Genomic DNA, 26,768 nt, shown 5'->3' on the forward strand with positions numbered 1-26,768 from the left:
TCAATTAAAAATACCTATCACTTTCTATTTGGTAAAAAAGCACATTTTACAGTAAATTTCCTCACCATAACACCTCTTTAAAGCAGTCAGTAAGATAATAAATTGTAAAAACGTTTTTTTTCCCATAACATTAACTATCTACTATTCCGCTATAAAATAAGAACACCTCAGAAAGAACTTTTATCCTTAGTTTAAGCATGCTTTTATTTACTATATCTCATCTTTTTCGTTATCACATTTTGAAGTTCTCAAACTCATATATCATGAAATGATAAGTATTTTTTCCTACACTAATCTATCTTGCAAAATTACAACTACAACTTTTATTATAGAATAGTTCATACTACATCTTTATAACTATCACTGAAACCATTCAATTATTAATCACATAAATATCAGAATAAAAAATCTCAATTTTTAAAATTATTAATAAAAGCTCATTTATTCTTTAAGTAAGTTTTAATCTCTTCTTCATAAAGAATATTGTAGAAATACTACTTTATGAAATTAATAATTAACTCTTATTATATTATCTAATTCTCTCACCATAAAAAATAACACTATCATTACTCTTATGTCCTCCCAGGAGTAGTATTATTTTTCTTAACAATAGTAACATCTGATTTTTTACTAACATTACTTAACCCAACTTTTAACTCTAAAAGTTTCTTTGTTGCCACATTCATTCCATTTTCTCTCATTCTATCCAATGCAACTCCAATTTTCTTTGCAAAGTGCTTTAATTTTTCTTTTGTATCATTTAACAATTTAATCAAGGTAGTTTTTTTCTTTAATGCTACACTTGAAGGACTCTTTGCACCATTTTCTTTAATATATTCTTCTACAACAACATTAAGTAGCTTCATAACATCATCTTTTGGTTTCAATTTTTCATTTATCTCATGCTCTCTTTCATGCAATAAGAGAACTTTTTGAGTCAAAGCCTCGCTATCTCTAACAGTAGCAGCGCGTATATCACGCCTTTTTTGTAGTAGTTCTTTATCTCTTGGAGTTAATTCTCTCTTCTCTTTATTTTTACTATTTTCTCCTCTAGTCGGTACTTTTTTCCGTTCTATACCTTCTTCAGGAGCATAAATATTAAGAGCATACTTTACTTCCTTTAATAAATTTAAATCTTCACTTATCTGAGCAAGATTATCTTCTACTTGTACAGGTGGAATATTGACAAAAGCATTCTTTGCCGCTTTTTGATGTGCTTTTTTCGTATTATTCATTCTCATCTTTTCTATAGCATTCTTCGTCTTCTCTATTTTTTCATCAGAATTAATAAACTCAGAATTGTACTTTTCTACAAGCTCAGATTTTTCTTTGAAAGATTTCATTTCATTTTCAACTATCTTACCTTGCTCTTTCAATATCTGTTCTTTTATATTTTTTCTCTTTAACATAGCTTCGGAAGTCTTAGCTATTTTTTGAAAATTTTCCTTACTATTGGTGAGTGCTTTTACTTCTTTATGAGTTAATGTGTTATTTTCTAACCCCTGTATAGTACTTTGATATTGAGCAATTAATTCATTTGTCGATTCCGCTAATTGCATTGCACTTTTAAACAAGGTGTTTTCTTGTTCAGAATTGTTTAATGGAGTATTTTCTTTATTATTCATTTTCTAAAATATATATTACTTATTACAAAATATATATAAATTTTATATAAATAAAACGAAATGAGCAATGCTTTTTTATAAAAAAGAAAAATTATATTAAAAAAATAAAGCTAATACTACGTACCTTTAACGCTTTTTTGAATTAACAACATATGGATTTTCGCTTATAGAAAGTATTATATTTACAGGATTACCTAAAAGCTCAAGCTTTGAAGCTATTATATTTCTTATCTCTTGCATCTTATACAGTGGAGGTTTTTTATTAACAAAAACTTTAAATGTAATATCACTCTCATGCACAATATATTTCACTCTTCCAATTCTGTTATGTGCAATTTTCCACGTAGCACAAGATAAAAATGGCATCAATTTTCGATTGAGAAAACTGGTGGCAAATTTTTTCTTTCTCGCCCTAGCAACGGCTAATATATAATTAGACAATTCCCTTTTTACCACTTTAGAGTATAAAGCTGAAGTAAACAGGACTACGGGTAAAACTAATGTATTAACTTTCTCTTTCATTATAGAAAATACTTCTTCACGCAGTTTTCTAACATCATCCACAAGATCCATCTTATTTACCACCACAATTAAACCTCTTTTCTCTTTAGCACAAAGTTGTATGATTCTTAAATCTTGAACTTCAAATAACTTTTCCGGATCTATAACCATTATCACAACATCTACTTCTCTTATCGTAGAGATGCTTTGATGCACAGAAGCTTTTTCTATATCTTCTTGAATATTAGCTCTTCTTCTTATTCCTGCCGTATCATTTAACTGAATTAAAATATCCACCCCATCAATAGTCACAAGCATCTCATCAATGACAGTATCTCTTGTAGTATGAGATATAGACGATGTTATCGAGCGCTGCAGCCCAAGTAAATTATTAAATAGAGTAGACTTTCCAACGTTTGGTCTACCAACAATAGCAATCCTACATCGCTGAGACGAGGAAACATCATCTTGTATTAAAACATCATCTTGCATAATCGTTTTATCAGGCAAAAAACCACATTGTTGCATCAGATCCTTTAACGCTTCAGACAGTGCTATAAATCCATGCCGATGCAAACTAGAAATTGAAACAACAACATCAAAATAAGATATCTGGGAAAAATCTACATTATGAATACCGCCAATATCTGACTTATTTATCACTACTATCACGCGTTTTTTCATACGATATAGTAGTGCCGCAATCTCTGCATCGATAACATTAGTGTAATTCGCACCATCCATTGTAAATAATATGATATCCGCTTCATCTATCGCTTCAAAACATTTATTAACAACTACCTTATCCAGTTCTTGCTTATCCTTTGAATTTACCGAATAATAACCTGGAGCATCAAGCAACAGAAATTCCAAATCTCCTAAAATTACCTGATGTTTTCTAATATCACGCGTTACAAATAGCTCATCATAAACAATTGCAAGTTTTTTACGACATAAAGCGTTAAAAAACGTAGACTTTCCAACATTAGGTCTACCAATAATAGCAACTTTAGCTAGTGCACGATTTGTTGTATCTTGAATCATACCAACAAATTACGCGAATACTGTACGATAAGCCACAGAATACTCCTATCAGTTTTATCTAACATTAACTTGCAAGCTGCGCTAGCGACTTTACATCTATGGTAGCAGAAGGTCCATAAGTTACAGAAATATGACATTTTTTTATATAAATACCTTTACTTGCTACCGGTTTGGCTGTAACTAAAGCATCATATAACGCTTTCATATTTTCGGACAAGGCTTCAGCTGAAAAATTAAGTTTTCCTATTGGAGCATGAATAAGAGCCCCCTTTTCTACTTTAAATTCAACCATTCCATTTTTGATCTCTCTTACACGTTTCGGTACATCATGTACAACAGTCCCTAATTTCAAGTTAGGCATCAAACCTCTAGAACCGAGTTTTTTAGCAACTTTCGCTATAGTCATCATCATTTTCTCTTCACCAACACAGACATCAAGCGAACCAAGATCTATCTTATCAGCCAAAATCTCGTCTATGAGAGACTGCCCACCAGCTACTGCTGCTCCAGCCTCTATTGCTTCCGCCTTATGCTCATCATTTAGAATAGCCATCACTTTTAATTGCTTACCAAGTCCCTTTGGTAAAATTACAGCTCCACGTACCATTTGATCTGAGCGCTTAGGATCAACTCCAAGCAATATACTGCATTCCACAGTCTCATTGATCTTAGCACTAAATTTATCTTTATATTCACTGAGAAATACTGATATCGCCTCCTTAAACGAAAACGACTTACCTTCAAATATTTTACTAGCTGAGATGATACGCTTTGAAACTTTTCTTGACATACTTATAACGACTATAAGAGAGCTTTTTCTTTCACGCTCAGAGTACACCGATATAGTAAGATTGTCAATTATCAACACATATTCTCATAAACGATACTACTCTTTCTATATTGCACAGATCTATAACTATATCTTTAACCTCAAAGCCTTCATTTTCAAAGATTGATATTACGTCAGTAGCCCTATTATAGCTTACCTCTACAATAATTAACCCTTTATCTTTGAGGAATTGTTTAGCATTTGCGGATATCACTCTATAAGCTTCTAAGCCGTCTTTCATATCAGTAAGACTAATCTGTGGCTCAAAATCTTTCACCTCTTTCGATAATTTATACCATTCAAAAAAAGGAATATAAGGAGGATTAGAAATAATTAGATCAAATTTATGATATAAATTTTCTGTATCGAACCAATTACCTTTTAGTAAGGTAACATTTTGAGGAAGAAACAGAATATTTTCTACATTACACCTTGCAACTTCCAATGCACCATCACTGATATCAACTCCTACTCCACGTACTTTAATATCATTCTGTCTTTGAAGGGCCATAGCATGTAACTCATTTAACACCGATATCAGGACGCAACCACTACCAACACCCAGCTCTAATACATCACATATCGAAGACTTTCCCCCGCTCAAAACGACATCCGATATATTTATTACGTACTCTACTAAAAGTTCACTTTCTGGTCTTGGTATCAAAACATCACTATTAATATAAAAGTCATTTTTCCAAAACGGCTTTCTATTAATGATATATGCTATCGGCTCTCCGGCTTTTCTTCTATTAATATAAGATTCAAATTTATCAATATATCTTTCTGACAAATTTATCTTATCAAATCCACGTATAAACATTTCAGTATAATCATGAATGTCAATAGCATGAGCTAACAATATCATAGCATCCACTCTTGGATTTTCATTCCATTCTAATGATAACATTATAGAAGCTCGCTCTATCATCATTTTCAAATTTTCTGCATTATTATGAGACATATTGTATAAATATTTTGCAGATGATATCGTAGAATTAGCGTACCGAATTCAGTGTGTTTATGGAAGAAAGAGAAAAATGTGTAGATACAATTATAGATATTGTAAATATTATCGACACTTTCATTTCGAATAAAACACTTAGAAATAGCATAGAAGATAGTAATATTTACGAGAATCGAAGAACAAAAATTACTCAAGTTATACTAGAAATACTAGAAATGATGGGAGAAGGCGTAGTTCTATGCAATACATTATTAGAATGTATGAAGTTAATTAGCGAACACCTTAGTATAATATTATTACTTGGACACTATGACACAAAACTCCCTGAACAAAAACTACGTGATATAAAACAGAAATTAATTAACACACTCTTACACCAATTTAATTTTAAGGTGCAATTTCAAATTCTAAAAAGAGTAAGGAGTATAATGAAAAAAAATATTGAAAAGATACAACAAGAATCAAACATCGAACATTTAATTAAGGAATTAAACGTTAATGATGGAGGCTTAGATAGATATACAAATTTTAAAATACACGTATGCCTCAAAACGAGTAATAATCAGACAACATATAGTAGCAAAGTTATCGATACTAATGAGCTAATTATCAATACTACCTCTAACAACGATAAAATTATAAAACCAAGAAATTAATCCACGTTAGAATGTGCACTTCCAAAATGCACAATAACACTATATTCAGAAGGTAAAATATAATGAATTATTGCTTTTGGCCGTAAATCTCTCTAGTTATCTTAGTGTTTTGAAGATTGTTTTTTTCTTGTTAGTGTTTTCGCCTTTCCCTTGGAAGAAATTTTACTTTTGTTAAACTGCTTCTTGTCTATGTATAATAACAATTTTCTAGCAGTATCCTCTATATACAGCATAGATTTTTGCCCCATTGAACACCAAAAGGAACTCGACAGCATTTTATTGAAAAACATGATAGCTTACAAAATATTAAATAAAACTTTATTATAAGTGACTTCGAATTTAATTATAAAATTATATAATTTAAATATCAATCCATGATCAATAATTTAGATCCAATAGCATTTCACGTACTAGGTTTCGATATATATTGGTATGGTCTTTTTTATGGCTTCAGCTTCTTAGTATGCTCTACAATGATGGGGCAACTTCTTACTTTAGACGTAATTGGCACAAATGAGATATCGTTTAGCAGTAAGAGTTCTACATCAATACTGAATGGCAAATATGGCGATCGATTACTAATACTTCTCGTGATCTTCATAATACTAGGTAGTAGACTCGGCTATACTATTTTCTACGCACCTCACTGGTTTCAAAGTGATATTTTGTATATCTTTAACACAAGGAGCGGCGGATTGTCACTACATGGTGGATTAATAGGAGGATTTACAGGAATATTACTTTTCTCCTTTCTGATTCTACTAAATTCCAAGAACCGCTATTACAAAATCATATTGAGATATAAGAGTAATAAATTTACTTCTAATGTTCATTATAGCAAAGCATTTTTAGCAAGTTTACTCTTAGCATTGAGCATTTCAGACGCTATTGCAATATTCTGCCCTATCGGATTATTACTTGGTCGCATCAGTAACTTTATCAATGGAGAACTATATGGCAGAGTTACAGAACTACCTATAGGTGTTATTTTTGCAAAAGTTGACAGCTTCCCTAGACACCCTAGTCAGATATATGAAGCAATATTAGAAGGTGTTATTCTTTTATTTATTACAACTAACCTCGCAAAAAATACTAAAATTCTTTCGTATAATGGAATGATTTCGGGAGTAACTTTAGCATTTTATTCAGTATTTCGATATCTGTGCGAATTTTTTCGTGCACCTTTGGATGGACATGTAGAATTTATGAATAGATTTATCACAAAGGGACAATCTTTGAGTGTGTACTCGTTATGTATCGGAGGAGCAGTGATTCTCTTCAGCATAATTTTAAAATTTGCAATTAGGTGCGGTAAAGGATAATGATCATCTTAAAATACATGCATATATCATTAAGCATATACATCCATAAGTACACACTACTTCATGAATATCACAACTGAAGAATTCTACTTTCACTTACCTCACGAGTTGATAGCTCGACACCCAGTAGAACCAAGAGACAGCTCCAGATTATTACACATGAATAAAGAAGGAATGCTAGAAGATCTATACTTTAGAGATGTAATAAAATTACTAAAAAAAAACGATGTATTGGTACTGAATAACACGAAAGTAATCCCAAGTATGCTCAAATGCTGTATTAAAGAAAAGAATACAAAAGTAAGAGTTGATATATTAAAGCACTACAATAAATGCAATACACTGTATTGTGACGCACTTATAACGCCTAAAAAACATTGTCAGCAAAATGTAATACTAGAATGCACTAATGATAATACCACTCTCGAACTATCCATAGAAGAGGTTGAAAAAAACATCACAACTTTAAAAATACTAAGTGATGAAAACTTCCATGAAATAATGAAAAAATATGGAAACGTTCCTCTGCCACCATATATAATCAAAGCTCGTTCCAAGTACAATACGATAGAAAATCAAGAGACCGATACAGAACATTATCAAACGGTATATGCGAGACATGATGGTTCTATTGCAGCACCTACCGCTGGTTTACATTTCACTGATACGCTACTCACAACAATATCTGAGATGGGAGTGCAAATATGTTACATTACTCTACATGTCGGATTAGGCACATTCCTACCAATCAATACACCATTGCTGAGCGAGCATAAGATGCATGAGGAAATTTTTGAAGTCACTCAAGATACCATCAATACTCTTCAAAATGCAAAAGAACGCCAGTCAAGAATTGTTGCGGTAGGAACCACAAGCGTAAGAGTTTTAGAGCACATAGCACAACATAACATATCTACTGCAAGCATAGGTACAACTGATATTTTTATTTCTCCTGGATATAAGTTCAAAACGGTAAATTCCATCATTACAAATTTTCATATGAGTAAGAGTACGCCGCTAGTATTAGTATGCTCTGCTGCGGGAAAAGAAAGAATCTTCCACATGTACAAACATGCAATCGAAAACAAATATAGAATGTTGAGTTATGGAGACGCATGCATGATAGATATCGTAACTGCCGAATAAAGGTGTTTTCTCACTTAAATAAATAATGTAGTAAAATTGTAGTAAAGTACTGATTTTTATTATATAATAGAAATATATTCAATATTATCGTTATAGAGCTGATTTTTATAAGAGTAGTTTTATAAACGAACCACTAATGATTTTAGAGCTTTATAAAGAAGTATCCTCTTTCTTAATTTTTAATTAATTTATATGAAACAAAGTAGTAGTAAGCAGCCTAACATCAGCAATATAATGACAAACTTTCCAGATACTAATAAAGAATCAACATTTGGATTTGAAGAAGAAGCATATTACTTAAGATTGCAAAATGAAGAATCATACGTAAAACAAATGCAAAGAACTCTCGAACAACGCATTATGAAGAGAGCTATCGATTTATACGCAACAAACCACAAACTAGACAAAAAGGCTCTGTACCAAAAATACATACCAAAGCCTACAGATGACTGTATAGCAATCATAAAGTGTAATGATAGTGAAATAATGCGAGTAGAATTTGACACTCCTACCGATATAGGAAACAAAGAAAATCCAGAACCGAGAATGTTAGAGTTTATCTCTTCTGGAACAGGTATTTTGACTAGAAAGAGTTTTTTTAGTGATAATAATATCAAAAAAAATGCTGAAGCAATTGCAGTATTCCCCAATCTTTTGGAGCATGCAATTCAGCGTGCAAATACAGGAGATGAAAAACAAAGTGCTAGAGTTACGTATCACGGTAATAATGATAAGTTTTCGATAGAGATAAATCCGAAAATGTTACGTATACTGGAAAAAGCAACTTTTGTAGGAAATATCATCAAAGGAGAACCACAGATCACTGCTGCAATACCACTAACTAGTGCAAGAATAACTGACTATACAAATTATTCTCAAGTCAAAGATGAGAACTCTGCGCGAGGACAATACTGTAAAACTCCTGCTATATTTTACTGTTTTAATGATTTAGAAAGTGCAATATCGGAGAAAAAAAGATCTACATTATTGAACGCTCAAGTTAATTATGGGAGATTATACAAAGATAATGAAGTAATAGCGCCATTTTATAACAGTACGGACGATAAATATTTAGGAAGAGAGATAATAGCTTACGATACAATAATAAATACCTTAGATTTTTCAGAACAAGAAGGATTATTGAAAATCCTGGAAGAAAGTAAAGAAAGAATAAAAGAATGTAGGGGGAAAGCACAAGCTGTAGATAATAAGACTACTGCATTTGGAGGAATTGAATATAAAATAATGTTACCAACTCTAAATGGAGTACTCAAAGAAAAACGTAACGGTAATAATGACATTTTTAATATCAAGGATATAATACAACAAACCAAAATTTCACCGATGCTGCAGCTCGAATTTCAGCGGTTCCCACAACAAGAACAGTTCCAACAAGGGCAGCAATTTCAGCAGTTCCCACAACAAGAACAGTTCCAACAAGAGCAGCAATTTCAGCAGTTCCCACAACGACAGCTGCTCCAAAAACAAGGACTACAACAAAAACAAGGACTACAACAAAAACAAGGACTACAACAAAAACTGTCGCAACTTGAAACAGAAAAACGAGGTCTTAATAAAAGATTACAAATACTTCAAGAAATACAAAGCTCAGTGACACAAGATAATGCTCTTGATAAGATCATTTTGGAGAAAAAAATAGATATAAGAAACAAAACAGAAGTATTAAAAGGACATGAACACGATATACAGAAAACAGAAATAGATATAAAAGAACTTAGAGAAAATGCAAAAGCATTTACAACAGATATAGCAGCACTTAAAAAAGATAACGAAAAATTTGCAAAAGATATAACAGAGAAACGAGTACTAATAGCAGGAAAGAGACAGCAGTCTACAAAAAATAGTATTCAAAATAAACAACAACAGTTAAATAAGATACAAACTGAACATACAGAAATAAAAAAAATGGAAGAGACAATACGAAAAAACAAAGTAAAAATAGAAGAAATAGAAAAAGAATTGGAAAAGAAGCAAAAAGAATTGGAACAGAAGCAAAAAGAAGTGGAAAAGAAGCAAAAAGAAGTGGAAGTTTTAATATCTAGAAAAGTATGTACAGCGCAGGAAATAAAAGAACTAGAAAATGAAATATTATTGATAAATGAAAAAAAGGTGGAAAGCCCAGAAAAAATTAAAAGTGAAATCGATATAATAGAAGCGGAAATAAATAGAAACAGAATAAAAATTATTCGAAATAAAGCTCTGTTAAAAGTTCAAAACATTATGAAAAAAGTAACAGATACAACAAAAACAGAAGCGACACCAATAAAAAATTTAAATTCAAAGGGGAAATCGATACAATAGAAGCGAAAATAAATAGGAAAAGAATAAAAATTATTCGAAATGAAGCTCTGTTAAAAAATTCAAAACATTATGAAAAAAGTAACAGATACAAAGAAATAGGAACGACACCAATAAAAAAGATAAAAGATAGGTATCGCTATAAAAACTTAAGAAGCAAATATCCAAAAATCATTATTACTATTATGAGGAATTGAAAAATTCACTTCTGTATCAGTATAATAGGTAAATGTTAATTGTCAGCTTATACGAAAGTGAAAAAATCATCTGAAACTACTCAACAGAATCAAGAATATTATAATGAGGAAATAAAGTACTGTAATGAACGAATAGAGTACTACAATGAACGAATAGAATACAATAATGTAAAGTACTATAATGGACAAATAGAGTACTATAATGGACAAATAGAGCACTATAACGAAGGAGTAAAATTCTCCCAACAACAGGTAAAATACGCGGGAGAACAAATAGAGTACTATCATGAGGATATAAAATATTCCCAAGAACAAGTAAGTTACTTCCAACAACGAGCAGAAACATCTCAACAACGAATACAGGAGATTCAGCTACACATGCAAATGCTTCAGGAGCAGAATTTCCAACAGGAACTTGCTACATATTCCGATGTTTACCTTAAAGTAGTGAAGTTTTACATGTTCTTCATTAATAGAATGGAATATCAGAATGCACAGACTATTATCTCGTATTTCAAAGAGGCTTCCGGAATGATATCTCCTGCACTTTATCAATCTTATATGCTGCAGGAGTTGTCGGACTATATAGATCGTATTCGATGTGCGTATGATTTGGAAGATAACGTTGAATCAGCTCTTTTCTATGAATTTACTACTTTGTTAGAACAGATACAGAGTACAATATCTTTTCATGAAGATGAACCAGAGGTACGTCAATATGCATTTGCTATGTACGTATTTCTCAGGGCTTTTTGTAATTTCACTGATGAAAATGAGCGATTTCCAGAAGATGTATTACAAGCAATACATGAGTTCCGTGAACAAAATGAATCTCAGGTATTGCAACAGCAGATACAGCAAAGTGAGAGTCAGCATATCCCTCTAGAACCTCAACAACAATTGCAGATGCTCCAGCAGTTAATAGTTGATGTTCAACAAGAGATTGCTGAACATCAGCAAGAGATATCTGAATATCAGCAACAAATACCTGAATATCAGCAACAAATAACTGAATATCAGGAAGAAATACTTAAATATCACCAACAGATACCTGAATATCAGCAACGAGTATCTGAGTATCAGCAACGGATATCTGAGTATCAGCAACAGATAACTGAATGTCAGCAACAGATACCTGAATATCAGCAACGGATATCCGAATATCAGAAAAAAATATCTGAGTATCAGGAAGAATTAGCTCTTCAACAGCAAGAATTACAGCAAGATTACGACGAAGACGAACAACTTGCCGTACAGCATGAAGATGAGCAATTTGCGGCACAACACGATAATGAAGATGAGCAACTTGCCGTGCAATGTTCATTCGAGCTGAACGATAACGACGTGTCACAACAGTACAACAATACTCATGATGAATTTTAGTAGATATCTCATAACAAGAGCCTGTTACTAATGAATTTTAGTAGATCTAGATAGAAGAAGAACTTATTATTACGACAAAGCATACTTACAATATCTTTATTACTATCCGGAATATATGAAAAATTCGTCGCAGCATGGAACAGCTCAACAACAAATAAAGCATTACCAAGAGGAAATAAAATTTGCTCAAGGACGAGTAGAATTCTCCCAAGAACAAATAAAATTCTCCCAAGAACGAGTAAGTTATTACCAACAACAAGCAGAAACGTCTCAACAACGAATACAGGAGATTCAGCTACACATGCAAATGCTTCAGGAGCAGAATCTCCAACAGGAACTTGCCACGTATTCCGATGTTTACCTTAAGGTGGTAAAGTTTTACATGTTCTTCGCTAATAGAGCGGAATATCAGAATGCACAGACTATTATCTCATATTTAAAAGAGGCTTCTAGGATGGTATCTCCTACACTTTACCAACCTTATATGCTGCAGGAGTTGCCGAACTACATAGATCGTATTCGGTGTGCTTATGATTTGGAAAATAATGCTGAGTTAGCTCTTTTCTATGAATATACTACCTTGTTAGAACAGATACAGAGTGCAATATCTCTTCATGAAGATGAACCAGAGGTACAGCAATATACATCCGCTATGTACGTACTTCTCAGAGCTTTCTGTGACTTTACTAATGAAAATGAGCAATTTCCAGAAGATGTATTACAAGCAATACGTGAGTTCCGCGAACAAAATGAATTTCAGGTATTAGAACAGCAGATACAGCAAAGTGAGAGTCAGCATATCCCTCTAGAACCTCAACTGCAACTGCAGATGCTTCAGCAGTTAATAGTTGATGTTCAACAAGAGATTGCTGAACATCAGCAAGAGATACCTAAACACCAGCAACGTATATCTCAATATCAACAGCGAGCATCTCAATATCAACAGGAAATATCTGAATATCAGCAACTACTATTCGAATATCAGGAAGAATTAGCTCTTCTACAGCAAGATGACGACGAAGACGAACAACTTGCCGTACAGCATGAAGATGAGCAATTTGCTGCACAACACGATGGTGAAGATGAACAACTCGCGGCACAACACGATAATAAAAACGAGCAACTTGCCGTACAATGTTCATTCGAGCTGAACGATAACGACGTGTCGCAACAGTACAACAATACTCATGATGAATTTTAGTAGATATCTCATAACAAGAGCCTGTTACTAATGAATTTTAGTAAAGATAGTAGAAATAAATAGAACGAGAAAAGTAAAAAAAATAAGAGAAATGATGATGCGTTAAGAGATCAGAATATTATAATGAAAATACGGCAATAACCTCAACAATTGCTATAATCGATGCAATTGAAAATCGCTCTTAATAGTTAAAACTACTACAATAAATTCCTCATCGTAAACCACTACTTTAAAAGTATAGTAATCAAGATATTTACAACTTCTCTATAAAACGTAACAACTAGCTACATCACTATCATGGTTGAAAAATTTACTTTTACGTAAGTATAATTAAGCTTAAGCATGTATTAATTATATCTTATACACAAATGCAACATTCATCTAAAATTTATCAACAAGACTATCGTGCACTAATAATTCGATGCCATCAACTAATAAAGGAAAATAGTAAAAGACTGGCTTACAAACGGGAATTGCTAGAATCATCAGTACAATATGAGGCTTTTTTGCAAGACAGGATAAACATATCTCAGCAACAAATACAAGAAATTCAACTGCAAATACAAACGCTTCAGGAACAACAAAATCTTCAGCTAGAACCTCAACAGCAATTGCAAGCACTTCAGGAACAACAAAATCTTCAGCTAGAACCTCAACAGCAATTGCAAGCACTTCAGCAGAAAATAATTCATATTCAACAAGACCTCTCTAAAGATCAAAAAAATCTTTCTAAATGTCAAAAAATCGCATCTGAATGCCGTGAAGATATAGATAAATGTCAGAATGAGATGCTTGGACGTGAACATGAGATGCTTGAATATCAGGCAATACATTATGAAGCTGTTAAAGAAATAATTCAGCATTACCAAGGGTACGAAAGAGTCTCTAAACATCGAAGCACAATCTCTAAACACAAAAGAATACACGATGAATTTATAGAGTATAAAACTGAATATCTACAACAGATAGAGCAGCTTCAAGAACTTATAAATCAACATCAGTCTGTAATACCTAAAGAACATACTTGTCAAAAATACATAGCTTACTTACAAGGATTAACATCTGAATTGCAAAAAATAATATCTCAATATTATGCACAAATATCTACATACGATTCTGTAGTATTTGAACATCATTATTATGGAATATCTAAAGATGTTAATGCTCAAATAGCCAAATATAAGAATAGATTATCTGAACTTCGAAAAGAGATAGATGCAATGAAAAAAAATATGAACCATATGATAATACTTGTAACTCAAACCATAAATGAAGAGCACCAAGAATTAGATCTTCAGCAGCAGCATGAATTATATCTTCAGCAGCAAGAATTAGATCTTCAGCAGCAAGAATTAGATCTTCAGCAGCAGCAAATACTACAGCAAGATGACGACTACGAAGAGGAACAAATCACTATACGATTTTGCGACGAAGATGAACTACTTACTAGACAACTTTATGATGAATATGAGAAACTTGTTGCACAACTTGACGACGAATACGAACAACTTGCTGTACAACGTGACGATGAAGACGAGCAACTTGCCGTACAACGTGACGACGAATACGAACAACTTGCTGTACAACATGAAGATGAGCAACTTGCTGTACAACGTGACGATGAAGACGAGCAACTTGCCGTACAACGTGACGATGAAGACGAGCAACTTGCCGTACAACACGATGATGAAGACGAGCAACTTGCCGTACAACACGATGATGAAGGTGAAGAAGAACAACATAACAATACAGACACAGACGAATTACTTGCCCTACAAATCGCAGTGCAACTTTCCGATGCAGATGATCAACTCGCTGTACAATGTTCATTCGAGCTAGACGATAACAACGTATCGCAACAGTATAACAATACTCATGATGAATTTTAGTAGATACTAGAAGGAGAAGAAAAGACACTAATATTTTTACCTAAATAAAATCGATGCTGCTTACAAAAAAGGCAGCATCGATTGTGAAATCTTCATCATAAATCATCCACAAAAATGTACAATGATGCACGATAATCGGAAGCTTCATTTCTAAGGAATCTAAGAACTAAACATATCATAATAACAAATTGAACAACTCACTTTTATGTGATTATAATAAGATATGTATTAATTATTATTTACGTATAAATGCAAAATTCACCTAAAACTAATCCACAATCCATAGAATACTATCATAACGCAATAGAAAAATGCCAAGAACTGAGACAATTCTACCAAAAGCAGATGCTAGACTATTTGCAGCAACTCAAAGATAATATTCGCGAATACGAAAAGAATATTCCGCTTTATGAGTCACTGAAGAAAATTCAATCTTCTTTAACTCAAAATCAGAATGATATACTTACATATCAACGCGGAATGTTTAACTTTCTGTGGTCACCACACTCACCCAACTTCACCATTCAGCAGAATCAATTACATCAAAAATGGATGTTGGTATATTACGAGCAGCAAGAATTGTTTCGGATACAACAAGAAGAACTTGAAGACTTATGTCATGATGTGAAAAAACTTCAACTAGCACAGGTTGACCAAAATAATGAGCAAAAAGAAGATTTTCAGAAGCGTATTAAGCAGCTGGAAAAATTACGTAGAGAGGAATCTGAATTAAAGGACTGCCAGCGTACGGAATTATCTGAAAAGCAGGACAAAGAATCATATATAGAGGACTTCATGAACAGGCGACGTAAAGAAATGGAAAATCATAAACAACAGATACTGTTGCACCAAACACAGATAGAATCTGCATTGCAGGAGTTCGAAAAAAATATTAGTAATCAGCTTCACGACTATGAATATCAGGCTAACTTTTATACATTACTAAACGAACTGCAATCTTCTATAACTTACCATCAGAATGGGATACTTCAAAATCAAGAAATGGTATCTCAATTTCTCAATAGTTATAGATACATTTCTATCGCTGATATGGAAAGATTACGTCAAGAATATGCATCGCAACTTCAGTTGCAAAATTCGCATGAGCAGCAGCAAGCATTAGATGCGAGGAGGAAAGATTTAGAGACGGAGCTGGAAAGTCTTCAAGAAGCAAGCATGATGCAGGCACAACAAATAGACGTAGCTGAAGAAAATGAAGAACGACAATATGACAAAGCTCAGGAACAACGAAAATCACTGCAGCAGAAGAAAGAGGAATCTAGTAATGGTTATATAACATTCTATCGTAAAGCAATACAATCCTTCCAAGAAAGAATCAAAACCTATCAAACCAAAATACAGGAGAAATTGGATTATTTCGAATATCATTTTAAGCAACTTGAATTCTGTATACAGAACTGTAACGCGGTAAATATAATACAATCTTTTAATAACTCTCATAATTATATACTTCGATATCGTAATTATATACTTCAATATCAGAGTGAGATATTGCAATATCAGAGTGAGATATCTCATTTTCTGACGCAGCAACAAGCATTAGAGCAACAATGGAGATTGGAACTTCAGCAATGGCAAACATCGTGTGAGCAGCAACAGCAAGCATTAGATGCGAGGAAGCAAGCATTAGATGCGAGGAAGAAAGAACTAGATATAAAAATCGCAGTGCAACTTTCCAATGCAGATGATCAACTCGCTGTACAACGCGATGATGAAGGTGAAGAAGAACAACATAACAATACAGACACAGACGAATTACTTGCCCTACAAATCGCAGTGCAACTTTCCGATGCAGATGATCAACTCGCCGTACAACGCGATGATGAAGGTGAAGAAGAACAACATAACAATACAGACACAGACGAATTACTTGCCCTACAAATCGCAGTGCAACTTTCCGATGCAGATGATCAACTCGCTGTACAACGCGATGATGAAGGTGAAGAAGAACAACATAACAATACAGACACAGACGAATTACTTGCCCTACAAATCGCAGTGCAACTTTCCGATGCAGATGATCAACTCGCTGTACAATGTTCATTCGGATTAGACGATAACAATGTGTCACAACAGTATAACAATACTCATGATGAATTTTAGTGGGACTCACATAACAGAGAGTCTGTTGCTAATGAATTTGAGTAGATAGGCAATTTATTGCTCACAAAGCATACTTTAGTCCTTACATGTACAAAGTCGATGCTGCTTACAAAAAGCAGCATCGGTTATGAAACAGAAGATTAAACCAAAAACTACAACATCGTAATGATGCTAATTAATAAGTATTGCATATTGCAAAGATTACAGCATCTTAATATCTACTACTTCTTTTATCGCTCCTACAATCGTTATCAAGCTAATTCCGTTTAAAGAAGTATTGATGCAACTTAACTTCATCATCATGTTCAATGTAGACTATCTCAGCATCTCTTAATTTTTCTAAAATTTCAGCTTGTAGCTCATACTTAATCTTTGATTTCCATATTACAATTGCGTTATTCTCATCATTATATGTTGCAACCCTTACATATACACCACTATTTTTCTGATTATCACCTAGAAAAGATGATAACACCTTCATCTTATGAACATCAGTGATAAGAAAAATATAACTTTTTGGATTATCATAAGCATTTATTTTCTCTACAGATTCTACTGTAATTCTCACACCAAAGTTATCTTTCCTCATTTCCACATTACAAACAACTACCTCCCCTTCAACTAACAGATCTTTCTGCATCAATAAAATCTCATCATCAAAAATAGATACATCAAGAAATCCCGTTTCATCACATAATTGCATAAATGCAAATTTTCCCCCTTTCTTTCCACTAGATGATCGTATCTTTAGCGACGTAATTACACCTGCTACTTTTGTAGTAACTTCTCTTTTATCACCATTTTCTATTCTACATATTATCTCCTCTATCTCGGATATCTGATTTACGAAAGATTGTTGCAAATCCTTTCTCCATATCTGAAGTGGATTCCGCAATAAGTAAAATCCTAACGCATGATACTCGAACGTCGCACATTCATTATCAGTAGGTTGAGACACTTTTACAAAACTTTCTAAATCTTCGATTGTCTTTTTTTTATGCGGAACTTTTTTAAATAAACTATTTTGCTTCAAATTAGCGGCTGCAATTTCTGATTGACACTCATTTTCTTTCATAAAACTCTCTATATTACACAATAATTCTTTAATATTCGGATATAATTCAACAAACACACCAGCTTTTATCATTTGCTCCATATTTCTTTTATTAAGCTCTTTATTTTTGATTCTATCCATAAAATCTAGTATTGATGTAAAAAGACCGTTCCTTTCTCTCTCAATACATATCTCCTTCACTAATTGACTACTCACGCCCTTTATTGCTTCTAAACTATATCTTATTTCACCGTTCTCTACCCTAAATTCTGGATAAGAAAAGTTAATAGATGGTGGTTTAATTTGAATCTTCAATAATCTAGCTTCATTACAATAAAGTGCTAACTTATTAGTTTGCATAATATCTAAATTCATCAATATGCATAGAAATTCAATTGGATAATGTGCTTTAAGATAAGCAGTTTGATAAGAAATAATAGAATATGCAGCAGCATGAGATTTATTAAAACCATAACTTGCAAATTTATTTACGGTATCAAAAATCTCCGTCGCATTCTTTTCATCTAATCCATTTTTAACAGCATTTTCGATAAAGATACTTTTATGTTTAGCCATTTCATTTTTATCTTTCTTACCCATTGCTCTTCTCAGTAAATCAGCTTCACCCAAAGAATAATTCGCAATTACCCGTGCTATCTCTATTACTTGCTCCTGATATATTATGATTCCATATGTATCTTTTAAGATATCAGCAATTTTAGGATGTATATATTCTACTTCTTCTAATCCATGTTTTCTTCTGTTATATGATGGAATATTAGCCATTGGACCAGGTCTATACAAAGAACTCAAAGCAATTAGATCATCTATACTATCGGGCTTTAATCCTTTTATCGCTTCTTTCATACCAACTCCTTCAAACTGGAATACACCTACTGTTAAACCTTTAGCAAGCATTTCAAATGTTTTAGTATCAGTAAGAGATAAATTATCAACGTCTATTTGAATACCTCTATTTTGCTTTATAATAGTACATGTTTGAGCAATCACTGTTAGCGTTTTTAAACCTAAAAAATCAAACTTTACTAAACCTGCTAACTCCGTATATTTCATACTGTATTGTACTAATATCAAATCAGAATCTTGAGTCTTACATAACGGTACATTACCAAGTAAAGTAGTGTCAGATATCACTACGCCAGCACTATGCATAGATACATGTCTGTGCAACCCTTCAAGTTTCAATCCAATCTCTATTAACTTTCTTACATCATCGTCAGTTTTTTTCATTTCTTGAAGACTTTTATCTATCTCAACTGCGGTAGCTAGATCAATAGGATGAGCAGGATTATTAGGGATCATTTTACATATTTTATCCACGACACGATAAGGTATCTGCAAAACACGCCCTACATCTCGTAGAACAGCTCTTGGTTGTAACTTACCAAACGTGATAATATGAGCGACTTTGTCAGAGCCATACTTCTTTTTAACGTATTCTATTACTTTGTCTCGCCCTAATTGACAAAAGTCTACATCAATATCTGGCATACTTATACGAGCAGGATTTAGAAATCTTTCAAAAAGTAAATTAAATTTTATAGGATCCAATGCTGTAATATTCAGTGCCCAAGCTACAATTGAACCTACCGCCGAACCACGACCTGGCCCTACCGCAATACCATTATCTCTACTCCATTCAATAAAATCCGATACCACAAGAAAATATCCTGAAAACCCCATATTACGAATCATTTCCAACTCATGCTGAAGTCTTTTATAATACAGAGATTTTACCTCTTCTTCCATTTCGTCAATTTTCTTATTTAAACCCTCCAGAGTTTTTTCATGTAGTATAAGATCTTCACATTCTCGTGAAGCAAAAGCTGGCAATCTTGGAGAAGATGGCTGTGGCATGAACGAACATTTTTGAGCTAGCAATATAGTATTTTCAACTGCATCAGGTAAGTCAGTAAAAAGACTTTTGAATTCAGTATATGTTCTAAGAAATTCCCCCTGCTGTACTATTTTCCTATCTTTTGTAGCAACATAAGTTCCATTACTAATGCACATTATTACATCACACGACTCCGCATCAGAAGGACTTATATGAGTTGCAATACAACTTGCAACTACTGGTATATTATTAAGAGCACCAAATGCAACAAAAGCATTTTCTATTGAATGATGTATATTCCCTTCAGATCTCGAGATTTCTATATAAACATCAGCTTTATTCAAAGAGAGTTTTAGTTGTGCAATAACATCACTAATGATCGTTTCAAAAACTTCACTTATTCCATTTAAATTATCCAAAAAACTCTTATCAGACGTCCCCCAAAGTACGATTAAGCCTTCAGAATATTCACTAATCTGCTGTAAAGTTAAATTACGTGGCACTTTATCATCTATCACTGCTAAAGCTATTGCATCCGATTCATTGGCTTTTCCTATATCCATATATAGAAGACTCGATAAAATCGTGAGATTCTTCACTCCTTTTTCATTAGTTGCAATAAGGACAATTTCTACCTCTGCAATATTAAGTATTAACTTACTTAGTGAAACCTTTAACGTAAGACCTGGAATATATTGAAGACCATTCTTTTTCGCCAATAATGAGTATTCTAGCATTCCAAACAAATCATTTCTATCCGTCACACAAAAAGCTGGAAGTTTATGTTTTATGCAAAATTCTACTACATCCTCCATCCTTATATTGCTCTCACCAATTGAGTAAGATGAAAATATTCGAAGAGGAACATAAAAATTTTCAAACATATATTGATCACACGTATTCGAAATGGTATTGATATTTTAGTTGTGAAATGCTCAACAATATACATTGTGTACAACAGTTATGAAAAAATTTCTCTCAAATAAAGCCTCGTTATTATTTTTAGTTTCGGCTCTTGTGCCATTTGCGCTAGTTGGGTGTTCTGAAAATAAGAAAGAAGAGGAAAAAACAGTACAATCCGAATCTTCTACTGAGCACTCTCATAGTGCCACAGAACACGATTCTACAAGCCATCAGTCTGGTTCGTCTGATACGTCTTCTTCTAGTAATGAACAAACACCTAGTAGTGTTAGTAGTACCACCGAAGAAGGTTCTTCTACATCTAGTACAGCAACTTCTGAGTAGTTCAGAGGGTACTAAAAATACCAAAAAAAATGTTCAATCGGAATGGGGGTGTTTTTTCCCTCCCATCCGGTTGCTTTTTTTATGTTCTTCTTTTTCGTTATTATTCCGTTCTTGGCACTTATTAATTCGTTCTTGACACTTTTAAGTGCTTTGTTTTGCGTGATTTTTTATCCTCGATCGGCAGTTAGTAGAGTCAGTGATTATTTGTATTCTTTACACCTAGGTATTCGATAACTGAATTTCAGTTTTCGGTTCTCATCGTTTCTGAAGTTTATAGACTTCTCCATACTAGGTTCTTATTAAATCAAAAAGCAGACAATAATATATTTATTATTATCAGCACTTCACTATTGAATACTCTTTAGATAAATCAAACACAATTTCGCTCAATATTTTAGGCTTATGAATATTACATACCAATAAGGGTAATCCGCCATCTCTTGCCATGGTCATAGCTGTAGAGTCTGCAATTCCTAATTTTTCTTCTATCGCTTTATCGTAACTGAGCTCTTTATATAGTATAGCATCAGGATTTTTTCGAGGATCAGAGCAATATATCCCATCTACGCCCGTACCTTTTATCATTACATCACATTTCATCTCCAAAGCTCTTAACACCGCTCCGGTGTCTGTAGTAAAGAATGGATTTCCGGTTCCACCTGAAAAAATTAGCACTCTTCTTTTTTCAAGATGTCGTAATCCTCTTCTAATAACATACGGCTCAGCACATTGCGAAATAGAAAGAGCAGATTGCAATCTACTTTCAATATTCAATGAATCAAAAACGGATTGTATTGCTATTGAATTCATTACAGTGGCAAGCATCCCCATTTGATCACTTCGAACCCTTTCTATACCTATTTTAGAAAGAGTTGTGCCTCTACATATATTACCACCACCTACAACAATACAAATACCAATACCTTTAACATGTATTCGTTGAAGATCTTGGCATATTCTTAAAATTGACGCAAAATCCCAAATGGTATTTGCATCTTGACCTCTTAATGCTTCTCCAGATAACTTTAGCATAATCCTCTTATATGGCACGGCATTATTTTGATAGAGAAGAAAATACACCTAACAAGATGGCATATTTTATGAGTGGTGTAAATACTTACGTTAAAGAAGTACTTTATTATAGTAAATCATATTACAAATTTACATTACATCAATTGAATAAACAGTAGCTATAATTCATAGCTAATAACTGCTTTTAGTTTTAATTAGCTACTAGTATGGCGTTTCGTATTTTTTCTCCTTATAAACAGATAAAATACTTTATTCGATACAATGAAAGAAGGATGTAATCCTATACCAGTGAAAATCACTAAACTTTCTAAAAGATTCAACAATATCAAGGTATTAGACGATATTAACTTAGAGATACATGATAAGGAAATTTTAGGATTAGCTGGCTCATCCGGTAGCGGAAAATCAACATTATTAAGATGTATTCAAGGATTAGAAAAATGGGACGAAGGAATAATTGTCAAAAATGGTACAAGCGGATTTGTCTTTCAGGATTTTCAACTATTTCCTCATAAAACTGTACTGGAAAATCTTATATATGCACCGATAATAAATGGAAAAAAGAAAGAAAGTTGTATTATGAAAGCTAATACGCTATTAAAAGCACTTGGTATTGCTCAAAAAGCTGATAGTTTACCGAAAATTCTTTCCGGAGGACAGAAACAAAGGGTAGCATTAGCACGCACTCTAATGCTTGATCCTAGCATTTTATTATGCGACGAACCTACATCCGGTTTAGATATAGAGAGTATCACTGATGTGATAACCGTGCTAAGACAGGTATACGATAATACAGGCGTATGCATGATACTAGCCTCTCACGATCAGCATTTTTTATCACAAATTACTACTAGAACAGTAGTACTGAAGCATGGAATAGTATAATCAAGATATCATTTATATATAAAAAACATGCACTGCTATACACCACATATACCAGTACTTATCAAAGAAGTACTAAATTATATGATACATACTAATACGAGCATTAGTAATATTGAAGATTGCGTATTTTGCGATGCAACCTTTGGAGCTGGAGGACATACCTCAGCTTTAATAAAAGAATTATCAAGCTATAAAAAAAAAGGATTATTCTTATGTTCTGACAGAGATGAGCATTCAATCGAATTTTTCGAAAGATTACACAAAGACACCTCTCATTCTCATAAAATGAAATTTTTTAATGTCAAATTCAATAATTTGAATGAAATACTTAACACTACCAACCTTTATATCAACGGAATGATGGTAGATCTTGGATTTTCATCTATGCAAATTGATAGCCCTGATCGTGGATTCTCAATCCAAAATGATGGACCGCTACTTATGACTATGGGATTAAATGATAAAAATGCAAGCGATATACTGAATTCTTTATCAACAAATGAATTAGAAAAAATACTTAGAATCTATGGGGAAGAGCCACGAGCAAAGGAAATTGCTCATTCAATATTTCGATATAAGCAAAGAAAAAAACTTTCTACAACATATGAGCTAAAAAGTATTGTACATGAAGTTTATAATTATAAAGGAAAATATAGCAAAATAGATCCAGCAACCTTAACTTTCCAAGCACTTAGAATACATATTAATCAAGAATTATATCAGTTAATGCATATAATACTTACCGCCGCTTCACATATAGCTATTAATGGACGATTCATAGTCATTACATTTCACGGCTTAGAAGATATAGTAGTAAAAGCTATTTTTAGGAGCATTGTTCGAGAGCAACATCTTCCATTAGAAAATAAAATAATAAGTAATCTGAATAAAAATATCTTTTTATTAGATGCAATCAGCAATCAAAAAGAACTCGAAAATGAAATAATACGCTCTACCAAGCAATACAATAACAGTATCAATCATAAATCTTTTTATATGCTAAATAGTGGAAATGTGATAAAAGCTACTCACAAAGAAATCAAAACAAATAGGAGAGCAAGATCTGCTAAAATACGCATCTTAGAGAGGATATCGTAGCGTTTTATGTAAAAAAATAAAACTCTTTCTAATTTACTTTACTACTTTTCTATGCTACTTGGTTATGTGATTGGGGTGTAGCCAAGTGGCAAGGCACTGGTTTTTGATACCAGCATTCGGTGGTTCGAATCCATCCACCCCAGCGAATATTATGTCTTAGGGTTTGATGGAGTTGATGAAATCCTTCCATGTAATAATGTTGGCAGTATTGTGTTGTAACAGCATAAAATCCTTCTCTTTGACTGCAATAAGCCTTTTAGGACTTTTAAGGTACTCCACTTGCAAGGCAAGTATCTCTACTATTTCTTTCTCATCTTGCACCAGTTGAATGAGTTCATGCACTTCATCTTTCCCTTCTTTTATCATGTGCTTAAACAGCACCGTCAGTATCATACACAAAAGAGTAAAAAGTATTAAAATGATATGAGATTTAATATTTTCGTACTGCACTTGCTTCATACTTGATTATAATGCACAAAAGTAGTACAAATTTTGATGGAACGCAAGGCGAAGTAGCTCAGTCGGTAGAGCAGCGGGATCATAATCCGTGTGTCGGGGGTTCGAATCCCTCCTCCGCCACCATATCATTTCCCATATTATAAACATGTAACTGTGTGATGCTGAATAGAGTGGAGCTTTGCAACTTCCGTAATCATAGACTACGTAAAATTACTAGCAACTCACCATGTAACATCATACTAGGTAAAAATGGTTCAGGGAAAACTTCTATTTTAGAATCGATATCTTTGCTGTGCTCTGGACGAAATTTACGCGGTGCAACATATATTGAAATGCTATTTAACTCTACTATCCATTTTGGACATTCACAAATTGAAAACGAACTTGAAATAAATCCTGACACTTGGCAAGTAAAGTGCTCTTTTGAATCTCAAAACAAAAACACGCTCCCTAATAATATTGAAATAGAATATACAAAAGAACAGATAAATAAAATAATCACATTAAATGGAAAAAGAATCAAAAATATGTCCGAATTAAAGGGACTATGCTCTTTTATCTACTTAACGCCCAAGAATGAGATGATATTTGCTTGCAATGCTTCCGAACGTAGATCGTTCTTTGATCGAATGGTACATGGTATCTTTCCATCACATGCATCATTGTTATCACAATATAACCACCATATAAAATCTAGATTACAAATTTTAAAAGAACCACATGATGTACTATGGCTCGATGCAGTTGAAAATTCATTAGCTAATTTAGCAGCACAAATCACCTTAAGTAGGATGCATTTCATAAAGCTAATGCAATATTCCTATAATATGATATTTAGTAACAATTCTGAAGCCGATTACCTTAAAATGTTCTTTTCAGAGCTTCCACTTATCAATCTCACACTAAAAAGCCAAATATTAAATGAGTGTGGAAATCTTTCTGAGCATTATCATAATTCCGAATATATAAATAGCACTATTTTTTCAATATTAGATAACGTAACAAAACTCATTGATAAAACACTGATATCTCACATTCAGGAAAAATATAAATCTGCAAGAAAAGAAGATGCATTATTAAAAAAGAGCACATTTGGCTCTCATAAAGAAGATTTTACAGTATTCTTAAGTAGCAACAAGTTTGATGTTAAATATTGCTCCATCGGAGAACAAAAACTATGTACAATGGTTATGCTACTCACATACGCAAATTTAGTACGCAACTTGGATGTGGAAAATGAACAGCCTTCCAGCAACATAATAATGTTATTGGATGATGTAATATCGAGGCTAGATCAAAAATACCAAAAAGCACTTCTCGATGCTTTATACAGATTAGGTATACAGATCTGGATCACGGCCCCTCAATTGGAAATTCTTAGTAGCATAAAAACAACCACTCCATTACTGAACATTATCACACTGTAACGCATGAGGTATTTACTTATAGCAATTTTATTGATCGTATATACAAATAAAAGCACTGCATTAGAAGAGCACTCACAACAGTATGACAGCGTAGAACCTAAATCAGTAGAAAAAAATACTAAAGACACAAATTCTACTGCTGCAGATGCTATTACAGATAATAAAGAACTAAAAGCACCAAGTATCCAAAAAAAAATTGTCTCATATAATACGGCACAATTTACAATATTGGACGTTAATTACGGCTCTCATGTTACTCAATTGCTACATGTAGATGAAACAATTAAAGTTAATAAGTTACGATTTACACTACTTAATTCATGTGTACAAACATGTGGCAACTGCACAGCAAGTACACCAAGTATTTTCAACACTTACTTCGCATTACTAAAAGCTGAAGATGATACAGGTATGGAATATATCGAGTATCTAGACTCAATGCATTTAAAAATACTATTCCTCTCCAAGTATGGTATTTCAATTATGCTTGACAAATGTATTTCGTGA

The 26,768-nt window shown here is 33.0% G+C and carries 20 protein-coding genes and 2 tRNA genes; 15 read left to right on the top strand and 7 right to left on the bottom strand.

The genetic code is table 11. The features are described from left to right. Positions 1 to 572 precede the first annotated feature (572 nt). The 4 genes from Fokcrypt_RS03155 to prmC all read right to left on the bottom strand — a co-directional run bounded on the left by Fokcrypt_RS03155 (position 573) and on the right by prmC (position 4,963). Positions 573 to 1,625, bottom strand: a complete 1,053-nt coding sequence (locus tag Fokcrypt_RS03155; RefSeq protein WP_323722085.1) for a hypothetical protein — start codon at positions 1,623 to 1,625, stop codon at positions 573 to 575. Between the two features lie 126 nt (positions 1,626 to 1,751). Continuing rightward, the gene (der, locus tag Fokcrypt_RS03160) at positions 1,752 to 3,170 is read right to left on the bottom strand and encodes a ribosome biogenesis GTPase Der (RefSeq protein WP_323722086.1); all 1,419 of its coding nucleotides are present in this window, start codon (positions 3,168 to 3,170) and stop codon (positions 1,752 to 1,754) included. A 64-nt stretch (positions 3,171 to 3,234) separates the two neighbouring features. Beyond that, the gene (gene rplA, locus Fokcrypt_RS03165) at positions 3,235 to 4,038 is read right to left on the bottom strand and encodes a 50S ribosomal protein L1 (RefSeq protein WP_323722087.1); all 804 of its coding nucleotides are present in this window, start codon (positions 4,036 to 4,038) and stop codon (positions 3,235 to 3,237) included. After that, positions 4,025 to 4,963, bottom strand: coding sequence for a peptide chain release factor N(5)-glutamine methyltransferase (gene prmC, locus Fokcrypt_RS03170; RefSeq protein ID WP_323722088.1), 939 nt, complete (start codon positions 4,961 to 4,963; stop codon positions 4,025 to 4,027). Before prmC ends, rplA begins: the two co-directional genes overlap by 14 nt. 59 nt (positions 4,964 to 5,022) lie before the next feature. On the opposite strand from prmC, the gene Fokcrypt_RS03175 reads away from it, so the two are divergent. The 8 genes from Fokcrypt_RS03175 (at position 5,023) to Fokcrypt_RS03210 (ending at position 17,203) form a co-directional block, all read left to right on the top strand. After that, complete coding sequence (locus Fokcrypt_RS03175) at positions 5,023 to 5,622, top strand: hypothetical protein (protein WP_323722089.1); 600 nt, start codon at positions 5,023 to 5,025, stop codon at positions 5,620 to 5,622. 374 nt (positions 5,623 to 5,996) lie between these two features. Beyond that, positions 5,997 to 6,944: a prolipoprotein diacylglyceryl transferase gene (gene lgt / locus Fokcrypt_RS03180; RefSeq protein WP_323722090.1), complete on the top strand. Its 948-nt coding sequence runs from the start codon at positions 5,997 to 5,999 to the stop codon at positions 6,942 to 6,944. A gap of 63 nt (positions 6,945 to 7,007) precedes the next feature. Beyond that, complete coding sequence (gene queA, locus Fokcrypt_RS03185; RefSeq protein ID WP_323722091.1) at positions 7,008 to 8,090, top strand: tRNA preQ1(34) S-adenosylmethionine ribosyltransferase-isomerase QueA; 1,083 nt, start codon at positions 7,008 to 7,010, stop codon at positions 8,088 to 8,090. 192 nt (positions 8,091 to 8,282) lie between these two features. After that, a complete protein-coding gene (locus Fokcrypt_RS03190; RefSeq protein ID WP_323722092.1) occupies positions 8,283 to 10,412 on the top strand; it encodes a hypothetical protein in 2,130 nt (709 codons plus the stop codon). Between the two features lie 251 nt (positions 10,413 to 10,663). Next, a complete protein-coding gene (locus tag Fokcrypt_RS03195) occupies positions 10,664 to 11,989 on the top strand; it encodes a hypothetical protein (protein WP_323722093.1) in 1,326 nt (441 codons plus the stop codon). 115 nt (positions 11,990 to 12,104) lie between these two features. Continuing rightward, complete coding sequence (locus tag Fokcrypt_RS03200; protein ID WP_323722094.1) at positions 12,105 to 13,190, top strand: hypothetical protein; 1,086 nt, start codon at positions 12,105 to 12,107, stop codon at positions 13,188 to 13,190. A 473-nt stretch (positions 13,191 to 13,663) separates the two neighbouring features. After that, positions 13,664 to 15,079, top strand: a complete 1,416-nt coding sequence (locus Fokcrypt_RS03205) for a coiled-coil domain-containing protein (protein ID WP_323722095.1) — start codon at positions 13,664 to 13,666, stop codon at positions 15,077 to 15,079. Positions 15,080 to 15,328: 249 nt separating this feature from the next. Then, the gene (locus tag Fokcrypt_RS03210; protein ID WP_323722096.1) at positions 15,329 to 17,203 is read left to right on the top strand and encodes a hypothetical protein; all 1,875 of its coding nucleotides are present in this window, start codon (positions 15,329 to 15,331) and stop codon (positions 17,201 to 17,203) included. Positions 17,204 to 17,459: 256 nt separating this feature from the next. Here Fokcrypt_RS03210 and dnaE read toward each other — a convergent pair whose 3' ends face one another. Then, on the bottom strand, positions 17,460 to 20,999 hold the full coding sequence (dnaE, locus tag Fokcrypt_RS03215; protein WP_323722097.1) for a DNA polymerase III subunit alpha: 3,540 nt from the start codon (positions 20,997 to 20,999) through the stop codon (positions 17,460 to 17,462). 79 nt (positions 21,000 to 21,078) lie between these two features. On the opposite strand from dnaE, the gene Fokcrypt_RS03220 reads away from it, so the two are divergent. After that, complete coding sequence (locus Fokcrypt_RS03220) at positions 21,079 to 21,360, top strand: hypothetical protein (protein WP_323722098.1); 282 nt, start codon at positions 21,079 to 21,081, stop codon at positions 21,358 to 21,360. 336 nt (positions 21,361 to 21,696) lie between these two features. Here the strand turns inward: Fokcrypt_RS03220 and pyrH are convergent, their stop codons facing one another. After that, entirely contained in the window at positions 21,697 to 22,440 is a 744-nt protein-coding gene (gene pyrH / locus Fokcrypt_RS03225; RefSeq protein ID WP_323722099.1) for a UMP kinase, read from the bottom strand. 213 nt (positions 22,441 to 22,653) lie between these two features. Between pyrH and Fokcrypt_RS03230 the strand changes: the two genes are divergently transcribed. From Fokcrypt_RS03230 to Fokcrypt_RS03240, 3 genes are all read left to right on the top strand, one after another. Continuing rightward, on the top strand, positions 22,654 to 23,277 hold the full coding sequence (locus tag Fokcrypt_RS03230; protein ID WP_323722100.1) for an ATP-binding cassette domain-containing protein: 624 nt from the start codon (positions 22,654 to 22,656) through the stop codon (positions 23,275 to 23,277). A 27-nt stretch (positions 23,278 to 23,304) separates the two neighbouring features. Further along, positions 23,305 to 24,375: a 16S rRNA (cytosine(1402)-N(4))-methyltransferase RsmH gene (gene rsmH, locus Fokcrypt_RS03235; protein ID WP_323722101.1), complete on the top strand. Its 1,071-nt coding sequence runs from the start codon at positions 23,305 to 23,307 to the stop codon at positions 24,373 to 24,375. 71 nt (positions 24,376 to 24,446) lie between these two features. Further along, positions 24,447 to 24,518 (top strand) — tRNA-Gln (locus tag Fokcrypt_RS03240). A 13-nt stretch (positions 24,519 to 24,531) separates the two neighbouring features. Here Fokcrypt_RS03240 and Fokcrypt_RS03245 read toward each other — a convergent pair. Continuing rightward, positions 24,532 to 24,768, bottom strand: coding sequence for a hypothetical protein (locus Fokcrypt_RS03245; RefSeq protein ID WP_323722102.1), 237 nt, complete (start codon positions 24,766 to 24,768; stop codon positions 24,532 to 24,534). Positions 24,769 to 24,881: 113 nt separating this feature from the next. Between Fokcrypt_RS03245 and Fokcrypt_RS03250 the strand changes: the two genes are divergently transcribed. From Fokcrypt_RS03250 to Fokcrypt_RS03260, 3 genes are all read left to right on the top strand, one after another. Beyond that, positions 24,882 to 24,957: transfer RNA gene (locus Fokcrypt_RS03250), tRNA-Met, on the top strand. Between the two features lie 35 nt (positions 24,958 to 24,992). Further along, positions 24,993 to 26,261: a DNA replication/repair protein RecF gene (gene recF / locus Fokcrypt_RS03255; protein ID WP_323722103.1), complete on the top strand. Its 1,269-nt coding sequence runs from the start codon at positions 24,993 to 24,995 to the stop codon at positions 26,259 to 26,261. Between the two features lie 3 nt (positions 26,262 to 26,264). Next, on the top strand, positions 26,265 to 26,768 hold the full coding sequence (locus Fokcrypt_RS03260; protein WP_323722104.1) for a hypothetical protein: 504 nt from the start codon (positions 26,265 to 26,267) through the stop codon (positions 26,766 to 26,768).

The organism is Candidatus Fokinia cryptica, from assembly GCF_034359305.1.
Lineage (GTDB): Bacteria > Pseudomonadota > Alphaproteobacteria > Rickettsiales > Midichloriaceae > Fokinia > Fokinia crypta.

Excerpts from the sequence above, each read along its gene's own strand:
- Fokcrypt_RS03245 (WP_323722102.1), bottom strand. The coding sequence starts at position 24,768 with ATGATACTGACGGTGCTGTTTAAGCACATGATAAAAGAAGGGAAAGAT.
- Fokcrypt_RS03190 (WP_323722092.1), top strand. The coding sequence starts at position 8,283 with ATGAAACAAAGTAGTAGTAAGCAGCCTAACATCAGCAATATAATGACA.
- Fokcrypt_RS03260 (WP_323722104.1), top strand. The coding sequence starts at position 26,265 with ATGAGGTATTTACTTATAGCAATTTTATTGATCGTATATACAAATAAA.
- Fokcrypt_RS03210 (WP_323722096.1), top strand. The coding sequence starts at position 15,329 with ATGCAAAATTCACCTAAAACTAATCCACAATCCATAGAATACTATCAT.
- Fokcrypt_RS03220 (WP_323722098.1), top strand. The coding sequence starts at position 21,079 with ATGAAAAAATTTCTCTCAAATAAAGCCTCGTTATTATTTTTAGTTTCG.
- Fokcrypt_RS03230 (WP_323722100.1), top strand. The coding sequence starts at position 22,654 with ATGAAAGAAGGATGTAATCCTATACCAGTGAAAATCACTAAACTTTCT.
- queA (WP_323722091.1), top strand. The coding sequence starts at position 7,008 with ATGAATATCACAACTGAAGAATTCTACTTTCACTTACCTCACGAGTTG.
- dnaE (WP_323722097.1), bottom strand. The coding sequence starts at position 20,999 with ATGTTTGAAAATTTTTATGTTCCTCTTCGAATATTTTCATCTTACTCA.
- Fokcrypt_RS03200 (WP_323722094.1), top strand. The coding sequence starts at position 12,105 with ATGAAAAATTCGTCGCAGCATGGAACAGCTCAACAACAAATAAAGCAT.
- Fokcrypt_RS03175 (WP_323722089.1), top strand. The coding sequence starts at position 5,023 with ATGGAAGAAAGAGAAAAATGTGTAGATACAATTATAGATATTGTAAAT.
- prmC (WP_323722088.1), bottom strand. The coding sequence starts at position 4,963 with ATGTCTCATAATAATGCAGAAAATTTGAAAATGATGATAGAGCGAGCT.
- recF (WP_323722103.1), top strand. The coding sequence starts at position 24,993 with ATGCTGAATAGAGTGGAGCTTTGCAACTTCCGTAATCATAGACTACGT.
- lgt (WP_323722090.1), top strand. The coding sequence starts at position 5,997 with ATGATCAATAATTTAGATCCAATAGCATTTCACGTACTAGGTTTCGAT.
- der (WP_323722086.1), bottom strand. The coding sequence starts at position 3,170 with ATGATTCAAGATACAACAAATCGTGCACTAGCTAAAGTTGCTATTATT.
- rsmH (WP_323722101.1), top strand. The coding sequence starts at position 23,305 with ATGCACTGCTATACACCACATATACCAGTACTTATCAAAGAAGTACTA.
- Fokcrypt_RS03155 (WP_323722085.1), bottom strand. The coding sequence starts at position 1,625 with ATGAATAATAAAGAAAATACTCCATTAAACAATTCTGAACAAGAAAAC.